At 74.5% G+C, this 24,537-nt stretch carries 19 protein-coding genes; 8 read left to right on the top strand and 11 right to left on the bottom strand.

Annotation, left to right across the window (positions count from 1 at the left end; all coding sequences use genetic code 11):
• Positions 1–262: 262 nt before the first annotated feature.
• Entirely contained in the window at positions 263–901 is a 639-nt protein-coding gene (locus tag ACZ6IM_RS19025; protein ID WP_469557672.1) for a DUF3017 domain-containing protein, read from the bottom strand.
• The gene (locus tag ACZ6IM_RS19020) at positions 891–1,745 is read right to left on the bottom strand and encodes a bifunctional methylenetetrahydrofolate dehydrogenase/methenyltetrahydrofolate cyclohydrolase (RefSeq protein ID WP_003974148.1); all 855 of its coding nucleotides are present in this window, start codon (positions 1,743–1,745) and stop codon (positions 891–893) included. Before ACZ6IM_RS19020 ends, ACZ6IM_RS19025 begins: the two co-directional genes overlap by 11 nt.
• Positions 1,746–2,041: 296 nt before the next feature.
• Between ACZ6IM_RS19020 and ACZ6IM_RS19015 the strand changes: the two genes are divergently transcribed.
• From ACZ6IM_RS19015 to ACZ6IM_RS19000, 4 genes are all read left to right on the top strand, one after another.
• Positions 2,042–2,620 (top strand): hypothetical protein, encoded by a 579-nt coding sequence (locus ACZ6IM_RS19015; protein WP_052839774.1) that lies wholly within the window; start codon positions 2,042–2,044, stop codon positions 2,618–2,620.
• Between the two features lie 128 nt (positions 2,621–2,748).
• Positions 2,749–3,495 carry an FHA domain-containing protein gene (locus ACZ6IM_RS19010; RefSeq protein ID WP_052839775.1) on the top strand — a complete coding sequence of 249 codons (747 nt, stop codon included), beginning with the start codon at positions 2,749–2,751 and terminating at the stop codon, positions 3,493–3,495.
• Positions 3,492–5,111 (top strand): serine/threonine protein kinase, encoded by a 1,620-nt coding sequence (locus ACZ6IM_RS19005; RefSeq protein WP_469557670.1) that lies wholly within the window; start codon positions 3,492–3,494, stop codon positions 5,109–5,111. Before ACZ6IM_RS19010 ends, ACZ6IM_RS19005 begins: the two co-directional genes overlap by 4 nt.
• Before the next feature lie 124 nt (positions 5,112–5,235).
• On the top strand, positions 5,236–5,712 hold the full coding sequence (locus tag ACZ6IM_RS19000) for a hypothetical protein (RefSeq protein ID WP_052839777.1): 477 nt from the start codon (positions 5,236–5,238) through the stop codon (positions 5,710–5,712).
• 85 nt (positions 5,713–5,797) lie between these two features.
• Here ACZ6IM_RS19000 and purH read toward each other — a convergent pair whose 3' ends face one another.
• Positions 5,798–7,372 carry a bifunctional phosphoribosylaminoimidazolecarboxamide formyltransferase/IMP cyclohydrolase gene (gene purH / locus ACZ6IM_RS18995; RefSeq protein ID WP_469557668.1) on the bottom strand — a complete coding sequence of 525 codons (1,575 nt, stop codon included), beginning with the start codon at positions 7,370–7,372 and terminating at the stop codon, positions 5,798–5,800.
• Positions 7,369–8,016 carry a phosphoribosylglycinamide formyltransferase gene (gene purN / locus ACZ6IM_RS18990; protein WP_052839779.1) on the bottom strand — a complete coding sequence of 216 codons (648 nt, stop codon included), beginning with the start codon at positions 8,014–8,016 and terminating at the stop codon, positions 7,369–7,371. The genes purH and purN overlap by 4 nt, the downstream gene beginning before the upstream one ends.
• Before the next feature lie 294 nt (positions 8,017–8,310).
• Between purN and ACZ6IM_RS18985 the strand changes: the two genes are divergently transcribed.
• The gene (locus ACZ6IM_RS18985; RefSeq protein ID WP_052839780.1) at positions 8,311–9,090 is read left to right on the top strand and encodes a hypothetical protein; all 780 of its coding nucleotides are present in this window, start codon (positions 8,311–8,313) and stop codon (positions 9,088–9,090) included.
• Between the two features lie 160 nt (positions 9,091–9,250).
• Here the strand turns inward: ACZ6IM_RS18985 and ACZ6IM_RS18980 are convergent, their stop codons facing one another.
• Complete coding sequence (locus ACZ6IM_RS18980) at positions 9,251–10,921, bottom strand: cell division protein PerM (protein ID WP_469557666.1); 1,671 nt, start codon at positions 10,919–10,921, stop codon at positions 9,251–9,253.
• 96 nt (positions 10,922–11,017) lie between these two features.
• Between ACZ6IM_RS18980 and ACZ6IM_RS18975 the strand changes: the two genes are divergently transcribed.
• Positions 11,018–12,124, top strand: coding sequence for a helix-turn-helix domain-containing protein (locus tag ACZ6IM_RS18975; RefSeq protein ID WP_469557664.1), 1,107 nt, complete (start codon positions 11,018–11,020; stop codon positions 12,122–12,124).
• 106 nt (positions 12,125–12,230) lie between these two features.
• Here the strand turns inward: ACZ6IM_RS18975 and sucD are convergent, their stop codons facing one another.
• The 6 genes from sucD to ACZ6IM_RS18945 all read right to left on the bottom strand — a co-directional run bounded on the left by sucD (position 12,231) and on the right by ACZ6IM_RS18945 (position 21,103).
• Positions 12,231–13,115, bottom strand: coding sequence for a succinate--CoA ligase subunit alpha (sucD, locus tag ACZ6IM_RS18970; RefSeq protein WP_052839783.1), 885 nt, complete (start codon positions 13,113–13,115; stop codon positions 12,231–12,233).
• Positions 13,116–13,143: 28 nt separating this feature from the next.
• Positions 13,144–14,328 carry an ADP-forming succinate--CoA ligase subunit beta gene (gene sucC / locus ACZ6IM_RS18965; protein ID WP_030145559.1) on the bottom strand — a complete coding sequence of 395 codons (1,185 nt, stop codon included), beginning with the start codon at positions 14,326–14,328 and terminating at the stop codon, positions 13,144–13,146.
• Between the two features lie 743 nt (positions 14,329–15,071).
• A complete protein-coding gene (locus ACZ6IM_RS18960) occupies positions 15,072–16,043 on the bottom strand; it encodes a hypothetical protein (protein ID WP_052839784.1) in 972 nt (323 codons plus the stop codon).
• Between the two features lie 171 nt (positions 16,044–16,214).
• Positions 16,215–17,459, bottom strand: coding sequence for a VWA domain-containing protein (locus ACZ6IM_RS18955; protein ID WP_469557662.1), 1,245 nt, complete (start codon positions 17,457–17,459; stop codon positions 16,215–16,217).
• Positions 17,456–19,876: a DUF5682 family protein gene (locus ACZ6IM_RS18950; protein ID WP_469557660.1), complete on the bottom strand. Its 2,421-nt coding sequence runs from the start codon at positions 19,874–19,876 to the stop codon at positions 17,456–17,458. The genes ACZ6IM_RS18955 and ACZ6IM_RS18950 overlap by 4 nt, the downstream gene beginning before the upstream one ends.
• 105 nt (positions 19,877–19,981) lie before the next feature.
• Positions 19,982–21,103 (bottom strand): ATP-binding protein, encoded by a 1,122-nt coding sequence (locus tag ACZ6IM_RS18945; RefSeq protein WP_052839787.1) that lies wholly within the window; start codon positions 21,101–21,103, stop codon positions 19,982–19,984.
• Positions 21,104–21,288: 185 nt separating this feature from the next.
• On the opposite strand from ACZ6IM_RS18945, the gene ACZ6IM_RS18940 reads away from it, so the two are divergent.
• Together ACZ6IM_RS18940 and ACZ6IM_RS18935 are read left to right on the top strand one after the other, a co-directional pair.
• Positions 21,289–22,371: a hypothetical protein gene (locus ACZ6IM_RS18940; RefSeq protein ID WP_469557657.1), complete on the top strand. Its 1,083-nt coding sequence runs from the start codon at positions 21,289–21,291 to the stop codon at positions 22,369–22,371.
• Positions 22,372–22,901: 530 nt separating this feature from the next.
• On the top strand, positions 22,902–24,476 hold the full coding sequence (locus ACZ6IM_RS18935) for a DUF5691 domain-containing protein (RefSeq protein WP_469557903.1): 1,575 nt from the start codon (positions 22,902–22,904) through the stop codon (positions 24,474–24,476).
• Positions 24,477–24,537: the final 61 nt, after the last annotated feature.

The raw sequence follows: 24,537 nt of genomic DNA, 5'->3' as shown, positions 1-24,537 counted from the left end.
CGGGGTGGGGGCGCACAGGAGCACAGAGGCCGCGAACGTGCACCGTCGCACGCCCACCAGCCTGTGGTCCAGTGTCCCATCGGCGTTCCCGTGCCCGGCGCGTAACCCCCGAGAACGACTCGCGTAGCGGAGTAGCGGAACGGTCACTTCCGTGCCACAGCGCCCTGCCAGGCGTTGAACAGGGCGTTCGCCGTGCAGGAGGGTGGGTGTCGACGGCGGCCCGTCCTTCCACGGGGGTGAGGACGGGCCGTCGTACGCGTCGCTAGCTGACCGTGAAGTGCAGGGTGTCCTTGAGGAACGGGATCTCCAGCACCGGGTCCGGCTGGGCCATCAGCGCCAGCAGCGCGATGGAGAGCCCGAAGACGCCGTACGTCACGATGTCCGTGAAGCGCGAGCGCACGGCGAGCATGCCGACGTCGGGCAGCACCCAGCGCAGTGCGGCGCCCGCGAGCAGCGCGGCGCCGATCAGCAGCGTCCCCCAGCGGAAGACGCCCACGGCGGTCAGCAGCAGGCCGAGCCCGACCGCCAGCACCACCGCGAGCACCGGCCACTGCCGGGCGGGCGCCGGGGCGTCGCGGCCCGCGGCCCGGCCGCCGCCCTCGGGGCGTGCGGTGTCGCGGGTGAACAGCGGGAACCGGCGGGTGACGCGCCGCGGCCGTCCCTTGGCGTCGGGAGCGCTGACGGGGTCGCGGACGGTGATGCCGTCCGGGTCCCCGGCGTCCGCCGGGGCCTTCGCGTTCCCCGAGGCGCCGGGGGCCTTCGACGCCCGCGAGGCCGCCGGGTCACCGGCGCTTTCCGAGGCCGCCGAGGCAGTCGAAGTCCCCGGGGTCCCCGAGGTCCCGGTGTCCTGGCCGGCCCGTGCGCCGTCCGGGCGCTCGGCGTCGGTGCCCTCAGCCGGCACTGCGCTCCGCCGCCTCCACCACGTTGACGAGCAGCTGGGCCCGGGTCATCGGGCCGACGCCGCCCGGGTTCGGGGAGATCCAGGCGGCCACCTCGGCCACGCCGGGGTGCACGTCGCCCATGATCTTGCCCTCGGCGTTGCGGGAGACGCCGACGTCGAGGACGGCCGCGCCCGGCTTGACGTCCTCGGGGCGGACCAGGTGCGGGGAACCGGCCGCGGCGATGACGATGTCCGCGCGCTTGAGGTGGGCGGCCAGGTCGCGGGTGCCGGTGTGGCACTGGGTGACGGTGGCGTTCTCGCTGCGCCGGGTGAGCAGCAGCGGCATCGGGCGGCCGATGGTGACACCGCGGCCGACGACCACGACCTCGGCGCCCTTGATCTCGACGCCGTAGCGGCGCAGGAGGGTGAGGATGCCGTTGGGGGTGCAGGGCAGCGGCGCCGGCTCGTTCAGCACGAGGCGGCCCAGGTTCATCGGGTGCAGGCCGTCCGCGTCCTTGTCCGGGTCCATCAGTTCGAGGATGCGGTTCTCGTCGATGCCCCTGGGCAGCGGCAGCTGGACGATGTAGCCGGTGCAGGCCGGGTCCTCGTTCAGCTCGCGGACGACCGCCTCGATCTCCTCCTGCGTGGCCGTGGCCGGCAGTTCGCGCTGGATGGAGGCGATGCCGACCTGGGCGCAGTCGCGGTGCTTGCCGGCGACGTACTTCTGGCTGCCTGGATCGTCGCCGACCAGGACGGTGCCGAGACCGGGTGTGACACCCCTCTCCTTCAGCGCCGCCACGCGGGCGGTCAGTTCGGACTTGATCGCGGCTGCGGTGGCCTTGCCATCGAGAATCTGGGCGGTCATACCCCCCATCCTCGCGGATGACCGGCCCCCGGTTCCAATCAGGTCGGCCTGCGGGCACCGCGCGGGAACCTTCGGGACGCCACGGGACACGTCCCGCCGTATCCGCTCATGATCGATGTTGTTGCACTTGCACAACGCCTTGTGAACGGGCTGGACAAGTAAGAGTTCGGTCAAGAACGATTGGGCTGCACAGTGCCGCGGGGCCGTACCGGGGGGACGAACCGCTCGAGAAGACTCTCCTCCGAGTCGAGCCGCGCGTCGTCCCCGCACTTGACAGCGACGGAGGAAGTCCCGCCATGAGTTTCGGCGATCCGAACAACCCCTACGGCCCCCCGCAGGGCGGCCAGCAGCCGAACTACGGCTACCCGCAGCAGCAGCCCCAGGGCCAGCCCGGCTACGGCTACCCCCAGGCTCCCCCGGTGTCGGCCGGTTACGGCTACCCGGCCGCCCCGACCTCGATGCCCGGCACCGTCAGCGCGGCCCGCGTCATGCTGTGGGTCATTTTCGGCCTCCAGCTCGTCGGTGTGGCCCTGTTCGCCATCAGCGCCGCGAGCGTGGACGCCGCGAAGAACGACGACGCCCTGAAGGACGACGCCGCCTTCCAGCAGCTGGCCGACTACTCGTCCGGCATGCTGTGGGGCCTCGTGGCGTTCGCGCTGGCCTGGGGAGTGTTCGCACTCGTACTGGCGATCAAGGTCGGCAGCGGCGGCAACGGCGTGCGCATAACGACTCTGATCTTCGCCATCGTCACCGCGATCCTCGGCCTGTACCCGTTCATCCTCGTGGGCCTGGTCCACACGGTGCTCGCCATCCTGGTCGCCGTGTTCGTCGGGAACTCGAACGGCTCGGCCTGGTACAAGCGTCCCCGCTACTGAGTACCGGCGACTGAACAGTTCGCGCCAATCACCATCCAGGGCCGTGTCTCACCCGTACGAGGGGGGCACGGCCCTGGTGCGTCGTCCTAGTCTGGCGTGGGTAGCCGTCAGGCACGGGGAGACGCACCTTGTACAGCATCATCGTGGTACCTCCGCCGACCACGGAGGACGAACCCACCCGCACCCAGTACCGGCTCGCGCCAGGCGAACGGCTCGTCTTCGGACGGTCCGTGCCCGAGGGCGGGCTGCGGATCGGGCACGACGGGGTGTCCCGCAGAGCCGGGGAGATCGCGGCGCACGGCACCTTCTGGACCCTGAGCAACCTCTCCGCCCACCAGACCTACGTGGTGGAGAACCCGGAGGGCGCGGGCGAGCACATCAAGGTGGCGCCGGGCCGCCTCGACGCGCCGGTGCCCTTCGAGTTCTCGCGGATCGTGCTGCCCGCCGCCGGTGACCTGCTCCCGGTCGAGGTGTGGGCGCCGCGCCACGACTATCTGCGCGGCGAGAACGGCGCCGACGGCGAGCCGACCGCCCCGGCCTTCTCCGTCGACCGCACCAAGCGGTACTTCGCGGTGCTGGCCGCGCTGTGCGAGCCGAGGCTGCGCGGGGCGCCGCACGCGCCGCTGCCGACCATGGACCAGGTCGTCGAGCGGCTCCGCCCCGCCTGGCCGGCCGCCTCGCGTACGTCGGTGCAGTGGAACATCGACTACCTCGCCGTGAAGCTGCGGCTGAAGCCGGGCCCGGAGACCGCCGAGCCGGGTCCGCGGCTGAACGGCAAGAAGGAGTCGCTGGTCTCGCTGGCGCTCCGCTTCGACCTGGTCCGCGAGGACGACCTGGTGGTCCTCGCGGCACCGTCCGGGCGGACGCTGCGATGACCGAGCCGTACGCCGTCCCGGTGCCCAGGGGGTACCGGGTGGGCGCCTGGGAGGTGCGCGAGCCCCTCGCGACCGGCGCCTTCGGCAGCGTCTACGCGGCGCGGCGCACGGACGGCACGGGTGACTCCGGCCGGGGCGGTACGGACGGGGGCGGCGCCGGGGGCGCCGGCGAGGACCCGCCCGGCACCGTCGCGCTGAAGTTCCTGCCCACCGGTACCGGCACCCCGCGGCAGCTGTCCCACCTGCGGGACCTGGTCGAGCGCGAGGTCGAGCTGCTGCGCCGGCTGCGGCGGCCCCGGCTGATCCGGATGTACGAGACCCTCACCGTCGACGACCCCGCCCACCCCCGGCTGGACGGGGCCACCGTGCTCGTCCTGGAGCGGGCCGAGGGCTCGCTGTCCGCCCTGCTCGCCGCCACTCCCCGCCCGCGCGCCGGGCCCGCGCTGCTCGCGCAGGTCTGCGAGGGCCTGCAGCAGCTGCACCGGGCGGGCTGGGTGCACGGCGACCTGAAACCGGCCAACGTGCTGCTGATGGCGGACGGTTCGGTGCGGCTCGCCGACTTCAACATGGCCGCCGAGCTGGAGGGCACCCACGCGTACACGCCCGCCTTCTCCACCCCGGACTACACACCGCCCGAGCTGCTGTGGTCCGAGATCGGCGAACGGGGCCGCCGGATCCGCCCGTCCGCCGACGTGTGGGCCTTCGGCGTCCTGGCCCACCTGGTGCTCACGGGTTCCTTCCCGCTGCCCGGCGGCACCCCGGCGGCCCGCCGCGACGCCGCCGTCGCCTACGCCCGCGGCACCCACGAGCTGCGCCTGTCCCCCGAACTGCCGCCGGGGTGGCGGGAGATCGTGCGGGCCTGCCTGACCCGTACGCACGCCGACCGGATCGGCACCGACGCCCTGCTGCGCCGGGTGGCGGGTGCGGCGGGGGGCGCGAACGGCCCGGCAAGGTTCCCGCTCCGGCCCCTCCCCCTCCCCCGCCCCCGGCGCGGGGTCGTGGCCGCCACGGCCGCGGTGCTCGTCGCCCTCGCCGCGCTCGGCTACGGCGCCGCCCGCTGGGCCGACGACGGCAGCCCGGGCCCCGTCGCGGACCACCGCCCCGGCGCCACCGCGAGTGCCGCCGCCTCCTACGGCGCGGCCGAGCTGCGCACCGACCGGGACGTGCCGCCCGCCTACCGCCTGCTGATCGTGGAGACGGCGCACGACTGCGGGCACCAGGAGGTCAGCCCGGCCCTGATCGCGGCCATACTGAAGGTCGAGAGCGACTTCGACCCGGACCTCGCCGACCCGGCCAAGGACGAGTACGGCATCGCCCGTTGGACCCCGAGCGTGCTGCGCTGGTGGATGAACGAGGACGGCACCCCGGGTGAGACCGTGCCCCAGCCGCCGTTCCCGCCCGCCGAGTCCATTCCGGCGATGGGCCGTTACCTGTGCTGGATCACGCCCCGCCTCGACGCCGGCCTGCCGGGCGACCGCGGTGTGCTGGTCGCCGTCGCGTACCGGACGTCGTACCGGAAGGTGAACGACGCGGGCGGGGTTCCCCCGAAGTACCGCGACTACGCCGACCGCGTCGCTCACCACCTCAAGGAGTACACGCCCCAAGGCAGGACGTGACCCTGGGAGTTCCGAGGTTCCGCACGGCGGGCGTCCCGGGGCACGGTGTGGGCACACCGCCCCGGCGGTGGGACCGGTCCGACCACACGACCGGTACGACAGCGACGTTCACGGGGGAACGACAATGAACATCGTCAAGCCCGCAGTACTCCTCCTCGCGGCCACGGCCCTGGCCGCCGGGTCCACGGTCGCGGCCACGGCCACGGCCGCCGACAGTCCGGGCGGCACCCGGGTGACCGGCCTCCAGCAGAAGGCCGACCAGGTGCTGGCCGACACCCCGAAGCCCCTGCGCGTGAGCGCCGACGCGGTCGAGTACGAGGGCCTGACCGTGACGGAGGCTCCCGTGACCAAGGACGCCCAGGACCTGGCCTGCGACTACGGCCACCTGTGCATGGTCGTCAAGGGCACGAAGTTCGACTTCTACAAGTGCCGGACGTGGAACCTGACCAACTGGACCGGCGACGGCCCGTTCACCAACAACCAGACGCGGGGCACGGTCGCCAAGTTCTTCAACAAGGACGGCAGCGTCCGCTGGACGTCGACGGCCTACCAGGCGGGCACCGCGACCTGGGACCCGATCTGGTCGCTGCGCCCCTGCTGATCCGCTCACCGGGTCAGCCACCGCGGCCGTCCCCGGTTCCCTCCGCGCGGAGGGAACCGGGGGCCGCCGTTTCGCGGTCCGGACGTCAGTGGAAGAAGTGCCGGGTCCCCGTGAAGTACATCGTCACGCCGGCCTTCTGCGCCGCCTCGACGACCAGTTCGTCGCGGACCGAGCCGCCGGGCTGGACCACGGCCTTCACGCCGGCCGCGGTGAGGATCTCAAGGCCGTCCGGGAAGGGGAAGAAGGCGTCGGAGGCGGCGTACGCTCCCTGCGCGCGCTCGGCGCCCGCCCGCTCCACCGCGAGCTTCGCGGAGTCGACCCGGTTGACCTGGCCCATGCCGACGCCGACCGAGGCGCCGTCCTTGGCGAGGAGGATGGCGTTGGACTTGACGGCCCGGCAGGCCTTCCAGGCGAAGGCCAGCTCGGCCAGCTCCGCCTCGGTCAGGGCCTCGCCCGCGGCCAGGGTCCAGGTGGCGGGAGCGTCGCCCTCGGCCTGGACCCGGTCGGTGACCTGGAGGAGGGCGCCGCCGTCGATGGGCTTGACGTCGACGGGGTGCGCCGGGCCCTCGGGGCAGCGCAGGACGCGGATGTTCTTCTTCTTGGTGAGGGCTTCGAGGGCGCCGTCCTCGTAGTCCGGCGCGACGATGACCTCGGTGAAGATCTCGGCGACCTGCTCGGCCATCTCCTTGGAGACCGGGCGGTTGACCGCGATCACGCCACCGTACGCCGACAGCGGGTCGCAGGCGTGCGCCTTGCGGTGCGCCTCGGCGACGTCCGCCCCGACCGCGATGCCGCACGGGTTGGCGTGCTTGATGATCGCGACGCAGGGCTCGTCGTGGTCGTACGCGGCACGGCGGGCGGCGTCCGTGTCCGTGTAGTTGTTGTACGACATCTCCTTGCCGTGCAGCTGCTCGGCCGCGGCCAGGCCGCCCGTGCCGGCGGTGTAGAGGGCGGCGGGCTGGTGCGGGTTCTCGCCGTAGCGCAGGGTGTGCGCGCGCTCCAGGCTGGTGGCGAGGAACTCCGGGAACTGCGAGTCGTCGGCGGGCGCGTAGGACGAGGCGAACCAGGAGGAGACGGCGATGTCGTACTCCGCGGTGTGCCGGAAGGCCTCGGCGGCCAGGCGCTTGCGGGCGGCCAGGTCGAAACCGCCGTCCTGGACCGCGGAGAGCACGTCGGCGTACCGGGCCGGGCTGGTGACGACCGCGACGGAGGGGTGGTTCTTGGCGGCGGCGCGCACCATGGAGGGGCCGCCGATGTCGATCTGCTCGACGCACTCGTCGGCCGTGGCGCCCGAGGCGACGGTCTCGCGGAACGGGTAGAGGTTGACCACGACCAGGTCGAACGGCGTCACGCCCAGCTCGTCGAGCTGCTGCCGGTGGCTCTCCAGGCGCAGGTCGGCGAGGATGCCCGCGTGGACCTTGGGGTGCAGCGTCTTGACGCGCCCGTCCAGGCACTCGGAGAAGCCGGTCAGCTCCTCGACCTTGGTGACGGGGACACCGGCGGCGGCGATCCGCCCGGCGGTCGACCCGGTGGAGACCAGCTCGACGCCGGCCTCGTGCAGCCCGCGGGCGAGGTCTTCGAGCCCGGTCTTGTCGTAGACGCTGACGAGCGCGCGGCGGATGGCCCGCTTGTTGCTCCCGGCGGTGGCGGTGGCGGTCACTGGATAACTACCTTTCGTCCCTCAATGCGATAGCCGTTGCGGGCGAGCCGCCCCACGACATCGACGAGCAGCCTTCGCTCGACTTCCTTGATGCGCTCGTGCAGAGCGACACCTTCGTCTTCGTAGTCCTCGTCCCGGACCTCCACCACGCCCTGCGCGATGATCGGCCCGGTGTCGACGCCATCGTCGACGAAGTGGACGGTGCACCCGGTGACCCTGGCGCCGTACGCGAGCGCGTCCCGCACCCCGTGGGCCCCCGGGAAGCTGGGGAGGAGGGCGGGGTGGGTGTTGACGAACCGCCCGCCGAACCGCGCGAGGAACTCCTTCCCCACGATCTTCATGAACCCGGCCGAGACGACGAGGTCCGGCTCGTGGGCCGCGACGGCCTCGGCGAGCGCCGCGTCCCACTCCTCGCGGGTCCCGTAGTCCCTGACCTTGCGTACGAAGGTCGCCACCCCGGCACGCTCGGCGCGGGCGAGCCCCTCGATGCCGTCGCGGTCGGCGCCGACGGCCACGATCTCGGCCCCGTAGGCCTCGACGCCGGTGGCGGCGATCTCGTCGAGGAGAGCCTGGAGGTTGGTGCCGGATCCGGAGACCAGCACGACGAGGCGCTTGGCTCGCCGGTCCACGGGCTTGGCGGCCACGATGGGGCCTTTCTCGGAGAAGCGGATCTGTTTGTACGGTCGTACGAATGCTTCGCGCCCCCGGATACGGGGAAGTCTACGAAGCGGCCGACCGTCAGCAACGATACCGGCACACCGCACGGCCCCCTCGGGACGGGGGCGTGGCCGGAAGGTAGCGTCTGCCTGGAGCCGGAGCGGGAACGCGGCCTGTGCGTCAGGCGTTCACCAGACGTACCGACCAGTTCGCCCGCACCACCAGCTCGCCCGTTCCACCAGCCGCCCGTTCATCGTCGCCAAGGGGAAGACGCTCAGTTGATGCCGGACCGCAGCCTGCGACTGCTCACGCTCCCCCAGCAGTCGGCGCAGCCAGGGGAGCGCAGCACCGTGCTGCTGCGCGAGCGCCCCTCGTCGCCGCCCGACACGCCCTCGGACCGGAGGGGCGGCGGCGGGCAGGACGGCTCCACCGACCAGGACAATCCGTTCGCACCGCCCCCCGAGGGCACGCCGGACCGCCCCTGGCAGCCGCGCCACCCGTCGGGCGACGACGATTCCCAGGGCGAGGGCGGGCGGTCCCCCTGGGGCGGCCAGTGGAGCGACCGGCAGCCCGGCCGGTCCCCCGGCGGCTTCGGCGAGCGGCCCGGCGGTTCGGGCGGCCCCGAGGGGCAGAGCGGCGGACCGGGCCCGCGCTGGGACCCGACGGACCCCGCCCAGCGGCGTGCCCGCTACGCCCTGCTGAGCGGCATGTGGGCCCTCTTCTTCGCCCTCTTCACCTGGCCGTACGTGGCCCTGCTGCTCGGCGCCCCGGCCCTGTACTGGGGCATCAGCGCGCTGCGCGCCAAGCCCCGCGCCGCCTCCGACCCGGACACCCCCGCCCCGCCCGCGGAGCAGACGGGCCGCCCGCAGCGCACCGCCGCGATCAGCGGCCTGGTCACGTCGTCCCTGGCCATCCTTCTGGTCGCCGCGTCCTTCGGCGCCCAGCTGGTCTACAGCGACTACTACACCTGCCGCGAGGACGCCCTGACCAACGCGGCGGAACAGTCCTGCGAGCGCCACCTGCCGGAGCAACTGCGCCCGCTGCTGGGCTCCGAGGACTGACCCAGCCCCGCTCACTGTGAGCCCGTCCGGCGTTTGAGGACGAGGCCGTTGAGGCCGAGCTGCGGGAAGCGGGGGTCCGGGGGCGCAGCCCCCAGGGACGGGAACGGGAAGGGGCGGCGCGGGCGAAAGGCCCGTCGTCACCCCCGCACCCACCGTTCCCTCACTCCCCGCCGCGAGGCGACTCCGCGGCCCCGTCGACCGGCAGCAGGTCGTACCCCGCCCCGCCATCGTCGCCGTCGTACAACCCGAACGGCACCGCACCCTCGTCCTCCCCCGCCGCCACGCCCACGTCCACGTCCTTCGAGTCCTTCGCGTCCCGCCTCCACCAACGCCCCACGGACGGCACCGGAACCCGGACCCGCGCCCACCGGCGCGCACCCCTGTCGGCCGCCTTCTCCGCCCCGGCCGCCTGCACCACCGCCTCCCGTGCGGCAGCGCCCCGGCACCGCCATGCCCGCGCCACCACGGCGACCGGCACCGCCACCACCGCGATCCACGCCAGCGTCGCTGCCCCGGCCTGCCACCACACCGGCCCGAACCGGGCGAGCGCGGCGCTCCCGAGCGGCCCGCCGGCGAACGCGGCCAGCAGGGCGACGAGGACCGCGCACAGCACGGCGGCCACCACGGCGGCGCCGGCGGTCCGCCGCCACGACCACGACCACGCCCCGGCCACCGAGCCCGCTCCCCGCTCACCCGGCTCTCCCGACGTGGCCGCCCGCGCCGTGAACCACCCCACCGCCGCCCCCGCCGCCAACGGCACCGCGCCGGCCGCCCAGTGCAGCGGCGTACCGGGCCCCGCGTCCGGCACCGCCGCCAGCAGCGGGAACGGCGGCAGCAGCGCTGCGGGCGCGGAGGCGGTGGGCGCCACGACATGCCCGGTCCCGAGCAGGAAGCCGGGGCCGAGGGCGTACACCGCGGCCCACACCGCCGCGTTCGGCACCAGCGTCAGGCAGAGCAGCAGTACGGCGAACCTCCCCGACCATCCCTCCGTCAGCCGCAGGAACGCCTCCCCCGTGGCGGCCCAATGCCATACGAGTGACACCGCGAGCAGCAGCGCGCCGCCGCCTACGAGCACCGCCGCACCGGCGCCCGCGGCGCGCGTCGCGGCGCCCAGGCGCGCGTCCGGCTCCACCATCAACTCCCGCAGCTTCCGGGGCAGCACCCGCAGCGCCCGTCCCACGGGCCCGCCCGGCCGGCCGAACGCCGTCCACACACCGGCGCCCGCCGCTCCCATGGCGACCAGCGGCAGGCACACCACCGCCCACCACGACGAGGGCCGCAGCGCGCCGCCCTGCGCGTACAGGACGACGGGCCCGGCGACGGAGAGGTAGCCGAGGACGACCCCCGTCCAGGCCACGCGCGCGGAGACGGGCGGCGGCCCGGTGTCCGGGGCGCCCGCCATCCACGCCGGGCGCGCCCCGGGTCCCGCCTTGGGAGCCGCGCCCACGGCCACGCCCACACCGTCCCCGGGGTCCGTGGCGTCCCGGGCGGCGCGGTGCAGCAGCCACACCGGCAGGAGGAGGAAGAGCATCGGGGTGACGCCGACGGGCGCGGGGGTGCCGGAGAGCGTGTCGGCACGCACCAGTTCGGCCCCGTGCGCCAGCACCCACAGCGCGGCGGCGACGTGGAGGGCGCCGCCGGGCCCGCTGTCGGGGTACGGCGAACTGATCCACAGCAGCGTCACTAGCGCGGCGCACGCCGCCAGCCCCAACACTGCCGCGACCACGCCGCCGAGGAGGCCGGCGGCCAGTCCGGGCGACCGGTCCCGCCACCGGGCGCGCAACAGGGAGAGCGGGGCTGGACGAGCGGTCGTCTGCATCACGCCCGCCATGCTCCCAACGACACGCGCTTTCCCGACGTAACGGGCGAAGCTCCGTTGTGTCGCTCAATATATGTTTATGTACTTTTTCGTACGAAGGGGTGCCCTGTGACACGCAGCCTCGCAACCCCGCTGCCACCTCCCAAGGCACGCCGACGCCTGCGTGAGACCGCCGCACTGACTCAGACTCAGCTCGCGTCACGGGTGGGCGTCACCCCCCGGACGGTCCGTGCGTGGGAGAGCGGTCGCACGACTCCGCGAGGCCGGAAGCGGGAGGCTTACGCGAAGTTGCTGAAGACGCTGGCCGAGGAAGAGGCGGCACGGCAGGGCGAACAGGCACCGGAGCCGAAACCGGAGCCGGAGCCGAAACAGGAGCCTGAAGGGGAGCAGAAGCCGCAGCCCGAGCCCGCGCCCGTCGCGCTGACGCCCGCTCAGGCCTTCGACGCGCTCTACGCGTTCAGCGCCCCCGCCCTCGTACGGCAGACCTTCCTGCTGACCGGCCGGCGCGAGCAGGCACGCGAGTCGGTCGAGCGGGCCTTCCAGACCGCCTGGGAGCGCTGGCCCGAGGTGGCCCGCGACCGGGACCCGGTGGGCTGGGTACGGGCGACGGCGTACGAGTACGCGCTGTCGCCCTGGCAGCGGTTCCGCCCGCGCCACCGGCACCCCGAGCCGCCGCCCGCCGACCCCGGCGACCGCACCCTGCTGAACACCCTCCTCAGGCTCCCCCCGCGGCACCGCCGCACGCTCGTGCTGTACGACGGGGTGGGCCTGGACCTGCCCGAGACGGCCGCGGAGACGGAGGCGAGCACCCCGACGGCGGCGAACCGGCTGCTGCACGCCCGCGAGGCCGTCGCCGGCCGGCTGCCCGCGCTGGCCGACCCGCAGATGCTGCACCGGAGGCTGGCCGAGCTGGCGTCGAACGAGCGGCTGCGGGCGGCCGAGCCGCCGACCGTGCGCAGGGGCGGCGAACGCCGGGCGCGGTTCCGGACCCGGGCGGCGATCGCGTTCACGGTCGCCCTCATCGGGACCACGGCCCTGACCCTGCGCACCGCGCCCACGCACTACGAACCGCCCGTGTCCCCCGGGCAGGCGGTGCGCGGCGTGCCGCAGCGGGTGGCCCCGGGGTCGCTGTCGGACCAGGAGCTGGAGCTGCGGCAGAAGCTGCGGGAGCAGTTGCAGGACGGGCCGGAACGGCTCAGCCCGAGCCTCGGATGAGGCGGGCCCGGCACCCCGGAACGCCGAGTGGCCCGCTCCCTGCGGACAGGGGGCGGGCCACTCGGTGCGGAACTGGTGGAGCAGGCGCTCGACCGGTGCGGCGGTGTCAGCCGGCCAGGATGGCGCGGGCGAGCTTCGCCGTCTCGGTGGGCGTCTTGCCGACCTTGACGCCGGCGGCCTCCAGGGCCTCCTTCTTCGCCTGGGCGGTGCCGGACGAACCGGAGACGATGGCGCCGGCGTGGCCCATGGTCTTGCCCTCGGGCGCGGTGAAGCCCGCGACGTAGCCGACGACCGGCTTGGTCACGTTCTTCGCGATGTACTCGGCCGCACGCTCCTCGGCGTCGCCGCCGATCTCGCCGATCATCACGATCAGGTCGGTCTCGGGGTCGGCCTCGAACGCGGCGAGCGCGTCGATGTGCGTGGTGCCGATGATCGGGTCGCCACCGATGCCGACGGCGGTCGAGAAGCCGATGTCCCGCAGCTCGTACATCATCTGGTACGTCAGCGTGCCGGACTTCGAGACCAGGCCGATGCGGCCCGGCTTGGTGATGTCGCCCGGGATGATGCCGACGTTGGACTGGCCCGGGGTGATGATGCCGGGGCAGTTCGGGCCGATGATCCGGGTCTTGTTGCCCTTCTTGCCGGCGTACGACCAGAAGGCGGCCGAGTCGTGCACGGCGATGCCCTCGGTGATGACGACGGCCAGCGGGATCTCGGCGTCGATGGCCTCGACGACGGCGTCCTTGGTGAACTTCTCCGGCACGAAGATGACGGAGACGTTGGCGCCGGTCTTCTCGATGGCCTCCTTGACGGTGCCGAAGACCGGTACCTCGGTGCCGTCGAAGTCCACGGTGGTGCCCGCCTTGCGCGGGTTCACGCCGCCCACGACCTCGGTGCCGTCACCCAGCATGAGCTTGGTGTGCTTCATGCCGGTGGCGCCGGTCATGCCCTGGACGATGACCTTGCTGTCCTTGTTGAGCCAGATAGCCATGGTGTGTTGGTGTCCTCGTCCTGAGTGCTTACTTGGCGGCGGCGTGAGCCAGCTCGGCGGCCTTGTCGGCCGCGCCGTCCATGGTGTCGACGCGCTGGACCAGCGGGTGGTTGGCGTCGGTGAGGATCTTGCGGCCCAGCTCGGCGTTGTTGCCGTCGAGGCGGACGACGAGCGGCTTCTCGACCTTCTCGCCGCGGTCCTCCAGGAGCTTCAGCGCCTGGACGATGCCGTTGGCGACCTCGTCGCAGGCGGTGATGCCGCCGAAGACGTTGACGAACACGGAGCGGACGTCCGGGTCGCCGAGGATGATCTCCAGGCCGTTCGCCATGACCTGGGCGGAGGCACCGCCACCGATGTCCAGGAAGTTGGCGGGCTTGACGTTGCCGTGCGCCTCACCGGCGTACGCGACGACGTCCAGGGTGCTCATGACGAGACCCGCGCCGTTGCCGATGATGCCGACCTCGCCGTCGAGCTTGACGTAGTTGAGGTTCTTCTCCTTGGCGGCGGCCTCGAGCGGGTTGGCCGCGGCCTTGTCGTGGAGGGCCTCGAAGTCGGGGTGACGGAACTCGGCGTTGTCGTCCAGCGACACCTTGCCGTCGAGGGCGATGACGTCACCGGAGACGACCTTGGCCAGCGGGTTGACCTCGACCAGGAGGGCGTCCTCCTTGATGAAGGTGTCCCACAGCTTGACCAGGATGTCGGCGACCTTGTCGGCGACCTCGGCCGGGAACTTCGCGGCCTCGACGATCTCGCGCGCCTTCTCGGGCGTCACGCCGTCGATCGCGTCGATCGGGGTCTTGGCGACGGCCTCCGGACGGGTGGCGGCCACCTCCTCGATCTCCATGCCGCCCTCGACGGAGGCGATGGAGAGGAAGGTGCGGTTGGCACGGTCGAGGAGGAAGGAGACGTAGTACTCCTCGACGATCTCGGGGGCGGTCTCGGCGATCATCACCTTGTGGACCGTGTGGCCCTTGATGTCCATGCCGAGGATGTCCGTCGCGCGGGCGACGGCCTCGTCCGCCGAGGCGGCCAGCTTCACGCCACCGGCCTTGCCACGACCACCGACCTTCACCTGCGCCTTGACGACGGACTTGCCGCCCAGACGCTCAGTGATCTCGCGCGCCGCCTCAGGCGTGTCGATGACTTCACCGGCCAGCACCGGTACATCGTGCTTGGCGAAGAGGTCCCTCGCCTGGTACTCGAACAGGTCCACGCGCTTCCGTCCCTATCAGTGATCTCGCGGTTCGTTGGATGCGTGGGCGTGCCGCGAGGGCAACGTGACGTCCGCTGTGAGTCACAAGGGGGGCGCACACGGTGTCCGAGCGCGCGGCATGTCCGTCTCGCAGGTTATCGCCGCTTGCGGGGGGTCTCTAAATCGTGGGTCACACCTGAGCGGTGATGCCTGTCACATGATGCCGCGCTCACTGGCACCCGGTGCCGGGTGTGAGCCGGGGCCGGGGGCGCTCCGCGCACCGCTGAAGGGCCTCACCGGGCTGGGGTTGACCCGGTGAGGCCCGTGGGCTCCCCGGCGGCCGCACGGGTGCGGTACGCCGGGGTGCGGGCGGGCCGGTCCCCACCCCAATGGGGACCGGCCCGCCCGGACCGCGGGGTTCGGCCGGACGGAGGCCGACGGCTTTCGGCCGTCCGGGGCCTGCGCCCCGCGGGGTCCGTGCCTGCCGCGGGGACCGGGGCCACGGGATGCCGGTGCCCGGTCCCGTGCGCGGGACACCGGCCGGGGTGCCCGGTGCGCCGGACGGGGGCGCCGGGACGGGAGTGCTCGACCGTGGGAGCCGGGCGCGGGGCGTCCGACCGTGGGTACCGGACGCGCGGGGCGTCCGAACGGTGAGCGGGTGTCTCGGCCCGGCCGGCAGCCCGGCGGCTGCGACTGCGGCTGTGTGGGGGCTGCGGCGGCCGAGGGCGGCTGGTGGCGGTGCGCGGCAGGAGTGCGCCGGCCGCTCAGGCAGGCGAGACGGGGATGTCCCGGTACGGCTCGCGGACCCCGGCCGCGTCGGCCCGCTCGGGAGCGCCGGGGACGAGCCGGAACGTGAGCCGGTGCTGCGGGGCGACCGCATGGGTGTCCCCGTGGCGCGGCGTGCCCTGGTCGGCGCCGGACGCGGTGCCGAGCGCTCCGTCGGGGTCGCCGGTGGGCGCGGGGTGGGCGGGGGCGTACTCGGCGGGCGCGGTACCGGCCCGCTGAGTGCGGGTGTGCGCGGCGGGTGCCGGTCCGGCTCCGGGGCCGGGCCCGTATCCGACGACGCGTGCCGGGCTTGCGGCGCCCTCGGCGACTCGGGCGTCGGCGGCCTCGGACGGGTCCGCGGTGCGGGAGGCGTCCGCCTCGGTCGGCGCGGGCTCGGCCCGCGGGTGGGGGACGGCCGAGGGGGAACGACCAGAAAGGTCGCTCGGGTCGGTCAGGCCCGGCAGTACGTCGGTCAGCCCCGGGACGTCGGTGAGGTCCGGCACGTCGGCCGGGTCCGGCACGCCGGCCGGGTCGGACGGCTCCGACGGGTCCTTCGGATCGGACGGGCCGGGCGCACCGGGGAGCGCGACTGCCTCGGCCACCGTCGCCACCGCGTCACCGACCGGTCGCACCACCTGGTCCTTCACGGTCCTGACGACGTCCTCGGTGACGGGACGGAGGTCCGCAAGCAACGCGCCGGAGCCCGGCCCCGACACCGCTCCGGCGTCCTGGACGGGTGGTCCCGCGTCCAGCGGGCTCCGTGGCCGCACGGAGACGTCGAGGACCCGGCCGACCGCGTCCGTCGAAGTCCCCGGCCCTTCCCCTTCGTCGGCCGCCTGGGCCCGCCCTCCGCAGAGCAGACCGAGGACGAACAACCCGCCCACCAGCAGTGCCGCGTGCAGCGCACGCCGCCCGGCCGCCGTGCGCAGGACGCGCAGAGCGGCACCGGGCAGGACTGCTGACCAGATCAAGAGGGGGAGGTTCCTCCCGTGCGGCGGAACGGGCCGCGCGCCGAACAACGCATCGACACGCCGCGCGATACTCGCACGTAGGTCCGGAGGTTGCGCAAGCCCGGTTCGGCCGATGGCCCGTCATATCCGTTTTGCCCCGGGGGAAACGGATCACCTCGGATCGACAAGTCGTCACCCGGCGTCCGGTATCGGCAGGGGGCGTCTCTCGATCGCCGCCGCCATCACCTCCGGGAAGAGGTCGGGCGTGCACGCGAAGGCCGGTGCGCCGAGCGCCGCGAGGGCCGCCGCGTGTTCCCGGTCGTACGAGGGCGTCCCCTCGTCGGACAGGGCCAGCAGCGTCACGAACCGCACCCCGGCCGCCTGCATCGCCGCGACCCGCTTGAGCATCTCGTCGCGTATGCCTCCCTCGTAGAGGTCGCTGATCAGCACGACCACCGTCTCCGCCGGCCGGGTGATCCGCGACTGGCAGTACGCCAGCGCGCGGTTGATGTCAGTGCCGCCGCCCAGGCGCGTGCCGAAGAGCACGTCGACCGGGTCGTCGAGCTGGTCGGTGAGGTCGACGACCGACGTGTCGAAGACGACGAGCCGGGTGTCCAGCGAGCGCATGGACGCCAGCACCGCGCCGAACACGGACGCGTACACGACGGACGCCGCCATCGAACCGGACTGGTCGACGCAGAGGACGACCTCCTTCTTCACCGAACGGGACGCCCGCCCGTAGCCGACGAGCCGCTCCGGCACGATCGTGCGGTGCTCCGGCAGGTAGTGCTTGAGGTTGGCCGCGATCGTGCGGTTCCAGTCGATGTCGTGGTGGCGGGGCCGGCCGGTGCGGGCGCTGCGGTCCAGCGCGCCGGTCAGGGCGGCACGGGTGCGGGTGGCGAGTCGCCTCTCCAGGTCGTCGACGACCTTGCGCACGACGGTCCGGGCCGTCTCCTTCGTCGTGTCCGGCATCGCCTTGTGCAGGGACAGCAGGGTACCGACGAGGTGCACGTCGGCCTCCACGGCCTCGAGCATCTCCGGCTCCAGCAGCAGGGTGGTGAGCCCGAGCCGGTCGATCGCGTCCCGCTGCATGACCTGGACGACGGAGGAGGGGAAGTAGGTCCGGATGTCCCCCAGCCAGCGGGCCACGGCCGGTGCGGACGCCCCGAGCGCCGCCGTGCGGTCCCGGCCCGCCCGCGGGGTGTCCTCCTTTCCGTAGAGCGAGGTGAGTGCCCCGTCCATCGCGGCGTCCCGTCCGGAGAGCGCGTGGCCGGTGCCGTCGGCCGGGTCACCGCCGAGTACGAGGCGCCACCGTCGCAGACGTTCCTGTGCCGAGCCGGCGCCCACTGGCTCGGTCGCCGAGAGGCGTTCCGTCGTGCGGCCGGTCAGGTGTCCACTCGTGTGTCCGGCCGCGTCTCCCGTCGCGTGGCCCGTCATGTGTCCGCCCCCACCAGGTCGTTGTCGTCCGGCGCCGGGTCCCGGCCCAGCAGCAGCCGGACCACCGGCAGCACCGCGTCGGCCCGCTCGGTGTCGAGGCCGGCCGCGAAGCCCGGTATGCCGGAACCGGCCGTCGTCATGCTCCCCCGTGCCTCCGGTCCGCGTCGGACCAGCTCGCCGAGGCTGCGGCGCACTCCCGGCTCGAATCCGGAGAAGGTACGGCGCAGCAGGGGCAGTACGTCCGTGAACGCGTCCGCCGGTACGCCGGTGAGCCAGGCGTCGACCAGGGCCAGCAACCGGTCGTCGTGCAGGAGGAGCATGCCGCCACCCGAGCCGCCGCCGACGAAGCCCTCGATCCAGGCCGCCGCGTCCGCCGGTGGCGTCCCCCGGGACAGCACCAGGCCCATGAGCCGTGCCGCCTCGTCCGGTGCCAGCTCGCCGTCGTCCAGCAGGAGCCGTACGGCACGCCCGCGGACGGTGCCGGGCACGGTGTCCCGCGCGGAGAGGGTCCGCAGCACCGCCCGCCAGCGGGACCCGAGGTCGCCGCGGCCCGGCGCGGGGGCGTCGCCGAGCAGACCGACGGCTGTGTGCACGGCGTCCACGTGGCCGCGCATCTCCTCGGCCGCGTCGGCGTCCAGGGCTGCGCAGGCCGCGGGCAGGCCGACGAAGACGCGCTCGGCGAGGCCCGCGGCGACCTCGGCCAGGGCGCCGGTGTCCGTGCCGCGCACGTCGCCGTAGCGCAGGGAGCGGACGAGAGCGGGCAGGGCCTGGGCGAGGTGGCCGACGTCCGTGTCGAGCGCGGCCCGGTCGGCGAGTATCCGCATCACCGGCGCGAGCGCGTCCGGCAGTTCGGCCAGCAGACAGCGTTCGGCGAGCGCGGTGACCTCGGCGAGGCCCTGCGCGGTGAGGGCGTCCGCCTCGGCCCTGGCGGTCGCGGCGGACAGCACGGTCGTGCCCCACACCCCGGCCTCGGCGACCCGCACCGACAGCTCCGGCTCCCACCGCAGCCGCCATGTCTCCCGGAACGTGCCCGTACTGCGCGAGGCGACCGGCTCGCCCCAGCCGACGCCGAGCAGCCGCAGCCGGTGCAGCAGTGTGCTGCGTCCGGCGTCGGTCTCCTTGCGCAGGTCCAGCTCCAGCTCCCGCTCCCCCGGCTCGGGCCTGAGCCGCAGCCGTCGCTGGGCCCGCGTCAGGTCCCGCTGCAACGGCACCGCGGGCGCCCCCGCCGGCACCTCCCCCAGCACGTCCCCGACCACCAGACGGTCGTGCACCAGCGCCAGCGGCACGTCCGAGCCGTCGCACATCACCGCCCGCACTGCCTCGGTCGTCTCGCTCAGCCCGGGCAGCGGGCGTCCACGGACCACCGCGAGCGTCTCGGCCAGCCGCGTCGCCTCGATGACGTGTGCCGGGGAGACGGTCCTGTCCTCCCCCCGCAGCAGTCCGGCCACCCTGGTCAGCCATCGCTCGACGGGCCGGTCGGCAGCGGCGAACAGATGCCCGTACCAGCCCGGCGACTCGATGCCCGCCCCGTAACCACCGGCCCGGGACAGTCTGCGGTGGGTCCAGGGCACCCAGGTCATCTCCACCTTGGTCCTGGGCAGCCCCTTCAGCAGGGCCCGGTCGGCGGCGACGGTCGCCCCGCGCCGCAGCGCGGGCACGTGCCACGCCCCGCACACCACGGCCACCCCCTGGGCGAACTCCCGCCGCGCCGCCCGGACCTGGAGCCGCATGTGGGCCTCCCGCACGAGGTCCCGCGCCTCGGCAGCGTCCCGAGCGCCGTCCTCCCCTTCGCCCGCCTCACCCGCGTCGGTCTCGCGCAGCGCCGTCATCGCCTCCTCCACCGCGGTGAACGGCGCGAGCACGTCACCCTCCCCCGGGCTCCGGTGCTCGATCACGTCCTCCCACCAGCGCTCGGGGTCGTCGTGTCCGGCGGCCGCGGCGAGGGCGGCGAGCGGATCACCCCGGACGTCGGAGGCCACGGTGCCGGGCCGGTCGCCCGGGTCCCCGCCGTCCGCCCGGTCGTCCGCCGCCCGCCACGCCAGCGTGTGCGTGGCCGGGAGGTCGATGAAGCGGGCCGGGACGTCGTGTTCCAGGGCCCAGCGGACGGCCACCCACTCCGGGGAGAACTCGGCCAGCGGCCAGAACGCCGAGTGGCCGGGCTCGTCCACGGCGTGGGCGAGGAGCGCGACCGGCGGCCGCATGCCCTCGTCGGCGGCCAGCGGGATCAGGGCGTCGGCCTCCGGCGGCCCCTCGACCAGCACCACCCCCGGCCGCACCGCGTCCAGCGCCGCCCGTACCGCCCGGGCCGACCCCGGCCCGTGGTGGCGTACGCCGAGCAGCAGCGGCCGGCCACCGGGCCCCCCGGCACCGCGCGGCCCGCCGGATCCGCCGCTCCCGGCCCGGTCAGCGCCCGTCACACCGTCCCCCTCGCCTGCGGGTCCAGCTCGAGTCCCCGTCGTCACCCGTCGCACCGGTCACCGCCGTACCCGCCCCTCCTCGGCTCGTCCGCATCCCCGCGCCGTTCACGCGGTCACCTCCCGGCAGGCCCGGTAGAAGTCCTGCCAGCCGTCCCGCTCGCGCACGACCGTCTCGAGGTACTCCTGCCAGACGACGCGGTCGGTGCCCGGGTCGCGGACGACCGCGCCGAGGACGCCCGCGGCGACGTCGCCGGGCCGCAGCACCCCGTCGCCGAAGTGGGCGGACAGCGCGAGACCACCGGTGACGACGGAGATGGCCTCGGCCGTGGACAGCGTGCCGCTGGGCGACTTGACCTTCGTACGGCCGTCGCTCGTCAGCCCGTCCCGCAGCTCGCGGAAGACGGTGACGACCCGTCGGATCTCGTCGGTGCCGTCGGGCGCCGACGGCAGGTCGAGGGAGCGGCCGATCTGGTCGACGCGGCGGGTGACGATGTCGACCTCGGCCTCGGCGCTCGCCGGCAGCGGCAGCACGACCGTGTTGAAGCGGCGGCGCAGGGCGCTGGACAGGTCGTTGACCCCGCGGTCGCGGTCGTTGGCGGTGGCGATCAGGTTGAAGCCGCGCACCGCCTGCACCTCCTGGCCCAGCTCCGGTATCGGCAGGGTCTTCTCCGACAGGATCGTGATCAGGGAGTCCTGCACGTCGGCCGGGATGCGGGTCAGCTCCTCGACCCGGGCGGTCGTGCCCTCCGTCATCGCCCGCATGACCGGGCTGGGCACCAGGGCGTCCCGGCTGGGGCCGTGGGCGAGGAGCCGCGCGTAGTTCCAGCCGTAGCGGATCGCCTCCTCGGGGGTGCCGGCCGTACCCTGCACGAGCAGGGTCGAGTCGCCGCTGACGGCCGCGGCGAGGTGCTCGGAGACCCAGGTCTTCGCGGTGCCGGGCACGCCGAGCAGGAGCAGGGCCCGGTCGGTGGCGAGCGTGCTGACGGCGACCTCGACGATGCGCCTCGGGCCCACGTACTTCGGGGTGATCACCGTGCCGTCGGACAGGGTGCCGCCGAGCAGGTAGGTGGCGACGGCCCACGGCGACAGCTTCCAGCGGGCCGGACGCGGACGGTCGTCCAGCGCGGCCAGCGCGGCCAGTTCGGCCGTGAACGCGTGCTCGGCGTGCGGCCGCAGCACCTGCCGCGGCGCTTGTGCCCCGGACGTCCGCTCCACGAATGCGGGCATGGCCGATTCCCCCTCCAGCTAGGCCGGTCCGATCTGTCATCCACGGTGCACCACGCCACTGACAATCGCGCTGACCTGCACAGATGCTCTCGCTCGGGCCATTGTCAGTGGGGGGACCTACCTTCGATGGCATGGCTCGGCAGCGGGTCCGGGGTGGGGAGTTCGACGAGGGACGGGGTGGGGCTGTGCAAGAGCCGGGCGGGGCGGGCGTGGTGCCGGAGGGGGAGGCGCCGGACCGGGCGCGACGGGCGGTCTCCGGACGGAGCGAGCCCGCGGCCGCGGGGACAGCGGGCCCGTCCGCCTCCGCCTCCGCGCCCGCCGATCCCGAGGCGGCACGGCGCCGGGCGGAGCGGCGGGCCGAGCGGATCACCGCGGGCGCGACGGAGCTGGAGCAGCGGCTCGCGGACCTCCTGCGCGCCGGTCTGGCCGGCGCCGAGCGGACGGGACACGGGCTGTGGGAGGAGACGGCGGCCCGCATGGTCGACGCCCAGGCGCCGGGACTGGCCTCGCGCGTGCGGGAGCTGGGCGCCATACCCTCCTCGGGCCCCGGCTGGCCGGTGCGGCTGCTCGAGGAGTGTGCTCTGCTCCATCTGCTCGACCGGGGCTGGCTGCACCGTGAGCGGCTGCCGGACGGCCTGGCGGCGACGGTCCGTTCACGCGTGGGTCTGACCACGTCCGCGGACGGCCCGCCGGTGCGGGACCACTGGCTGGTCCTCGCCCAGTACGACACCGTGGACGCCCGGCTGACGACCCGTCGCGTCTGGTTGTACGGCGCGGAGACGGACCGCACGGTGCTGCTCCTCTCCTACGGCGCCGCGGGCCGGTCGCCTGAGCCGACGCTGCCGGTGGGGCTGGCCCTGGAGGCGGAGGTCTCCGCGTATCCGGACACCGGTCGGCAACGAGTCTCCCTCGGCCGGAGGTTCGCGCCGCCCGGGCCCACGCGGACGCGCCCGAGCGGGGTGACGACGTCACAGGCGGCCGTCCGGTACGGCGAGGCCCTGCGCGACGACCCGTGGCTGGACTCGGTGCCGGTGGCCCTGGAGCGGGTCGTCCCCGTTCCGGACGGCGCCGGGTGGCAACTGGCGGACGCCGACGAGGACTCGGCGCTGCCGCTCGCCCGGTCCACCGGTAGCCAACCGGGCCTGTGGCGGCTGGTCGCGCTGTCGGGTGGTGCACCCGTCACGGTCTTCGGCGAGTGCGGTCACCGCGGCTTCACGCCGCTGACGGCCTGGCCGGCCGGACCGGGCGCGGCGGTGCCGCTGTGCTGACCCGACCCATGGCACTGGAACCGGAGGGGAACGACATGACCAGGACACCCGCTCCCACGGCCACGACCGCACCGACGCCGACGCCGACACCGACACCGATGCTGACGCCGACCACCACCTCCGGGCCGCCCGTCGCCCCCGCGGTCTCCCCACCGGCCGACGAGCCCGCGACCCTCACGGCCGCCCGTGCAGACACCGGTCTCCGGACCGAGCCCGGGGGCGCGGCGGACACCGTGGCCGAGGCCACAGCGGACACCACGTCCGAAACCACCGCCCGGACGACCGCCATCACCGACGCCGGGCCCGCACCCGGCCCTGCGACCACCGAAACGGCAGGCCCCACCGCGCCCGACACGGACACCGGTCTCCCTCCCAGGTCCGGCCCCGGTTCAGCTCCGACGCCGTCCGTGGCACCCACGGCTTCGGCCCACCCCGAGGCCGCTGTACCGGAGGCGGCGGCCGACGGGCAGTCGGCGGCAGGCGGTCCGTCGGGGCCCGCGTCCGCTTCCGGGCCCGGTGTCTGGGAGGAGCTGGTCACCTCGGCGCTGCTGGGTACGGACCGGCGTACGCCACCGGGTGGCGAGCGCGGGCCGGGGGCCGCGGCCGCCTTGCTGGACGCGGCCGCGGCGGAGACCGTGCGCCGCCGCGCGGGCCTGCGACCGGGCCGCGCGGCCCGGCGCCCCGACCCCGCCCCGGAGGACCCCCGGCCCCCGCTGCCGGAGGCGGCCGCCCGTCGGCTCGCGACGCTGCTCACCGACCGCTCCGGCACGGCGGGCGGCGGCGGCCGCAGAGGCAGCGCGCCCGATCTGATGGAGCTGCTGCCCCAGTGGCTGGCGACGGCGAACGCCCGGGGTTTCGCGGCGCCCCCCGAGGTGCTTCCGGCGCTCCTGGACGCGGCGCGGGGGCGTACGGACCTGCGGCCGGCGGTGCTGACCTTCGCGGGACCCCGGGCCCGGTGGCTGGCCCGGCTGAATCCGGACTGGCGGTTCGCCCTGCGCGCGGCGCCCGGCGGAGGGACCGCACCGCCGGGGGCCGATGCCGCGGAGCGGGCGCGGAGGCTCTGGGACGAGGGCCTGTTCGCCGAACGCGTCGCTCTCCTGGCGTCCCTGCGCGCCCGCGACCCGGCCGGCGCACGCGAGTTGCTGGCGTCGACCTGGGCGACGGAACGGGCCGAGGACCGGCTGATGTTCCTCGACTCGCTGCGGACGGGGCTGGCGGCGGCGGACGAGCCGTTCCTGGAGCAGGCACTGGCCGATCGCAGCCGCAACGTACGGGCCACCGCGGCGGAGTTGCTGTCGGCGCTGCCGCACTCGGCACTGGCCGCGCGGATGTCGGCGCGGGCCGCGACGTGCGTGTCCCTCGACCGCACCCGCACCCCGCCGGCGATCGTCGTCGAGGCACCCCACGAGTGCGACACGGGCATGGAGCGGGACGGCGTGGTGGCCAAGCCGCCCGCCGGGCGTGGGGAACGGTCCTGGTGGTTCGGCCAGTTGGTGGAGGCGGCCCCACTGGCCACCTGGCCGGCCCGGCTCGCGGGCCGTACGGCCGAGGAGATCGTCGCCCTGCCGGTGTCGGACGGCTGGCAGAGCGAGCTGCACGCGGCGTGGTGCCGCGCGGCCGTACGACAGCGCGACGGCGTGTGGGCGCGGGCCCTGCTGGGCGCGCCCACGGCGCCCGAGGCCGGCGGTCCCGGCGCAGTGTCCCTGGCCGAACGGGCCAAGCTGCTCGGCACGCTGGGCGCCGGTGAACGCGCCGAGTGGGTCGCCGGGTTCATCGGGACGCACGGGCTGTCCGAGGCGTTCCAGCTGCTCGGCATGTGCGGGGTGCCGTGGGCCACGCCGCTCGGCCGGGCGGTGGTCGACGCGCTCGACATCGCCCGGGACGCCGGGAGCTACCCGTGGAGCTTCAGCGGCGTCATGGGCCTGGCCGAGCGCTGCCTCGACCCCTCGGAGGCGGGCCGCTTCGACGGCCTGCTGGCGATACCGGACGAGCCGGAGGACGCGTCGCCGGGGGCCGGGGGGTACTGGGCGGAGGCGTTCCAGCGGCTCGTCACGACCTTGCGTCTGCGGGCGGCGATGACCGAGGAACTCCGGACGGGGCCGTGAGGCACCACCCCGTGCCGCCCCGCCGCCCGCGCACCCGGCGGTCCGAGGCGTGCCGGGGGCC

The organism is Streptomyces sp. NPDC042336, assembly GCF_055581985.1.
Note: the sequence above shows the minus strand (reverse complement) of the source record. Positions and strands in the feature narration are given on the sequence as shown.

What these genes read in the sequence shown, in the direction of transcription:
- ACZ6IM_RS18985 (WP_052839780.1), top strand. Translation starts at nt 8,311, where the DNA reads ATGCCGGACCGCAGCCTGCGACTGCTCACGCTCCCCCAGCAGTCGGCG.
- ACZ6IM_RS19020 (WP_003974148.1), bottom strand. Translation starts at nt 1,745, where the DNA reads ATGACCGCCCAGATTCTCGATGGCAAGGCCACCGCAGCCGCGATCAAG.
- ACZ6IM_RS19000 (WP_052839777.1), top strand. Translation starts at nt 5,236, where the DNA reads ATGAACATCGTCAAGCCCGCAGTACTCCTCCTCGCGGCCACGGCCCTG.
- sucD (WP_052839783.1), bottom strand. Translation starts at nt 13,115, where the DNA reads ATGGCTATCTGGCTCAACAAGGACAGCAAGGTCATCGTCCAGGGCATG.
- ACZ6IM_RS18980 (WP_469557666.1), bottom strand. Translation starts at nt 10,921, where the DNA reads ATGGCGGGCGTGATGCAGACGACCGCTCGTCCAGCCCCGCTCTCCCTG.
- ACZ6IM_RS18955 (WP_469557662.1), bottom strand. Translation starts at nt 17,459, where the DNA reads ATGACGGGCCACGCGACGGGAGACGCGGCCGGACACACGAGTGGACAC.
- ACZ6IM_RS19005 (WP_469557670.1), top strand. Translation starts at nt 3,492, where the DNA reads ATGACCGAGCCGTACGCCGTCCCGGTGCCCAGGGGGTACCGGGTGGGC.
- ACZ6IM_RS19015 (WP_052839774.1), top strand. Translation starts at nt 2,042, where the DNA reads ATGAGTTTCGGCGATCCGAACAACCCCTACGGCCCCCCGCAGGGCGGC.
- ACZ6IM_RS18945 (WP_052839787.1), bottom strand. Translation starts at nt 21,103, where the DNA reads ATGCCCGCATTCGTGGAGCGGACGTCCGGGGCACAAGCGCCGCGGCAG.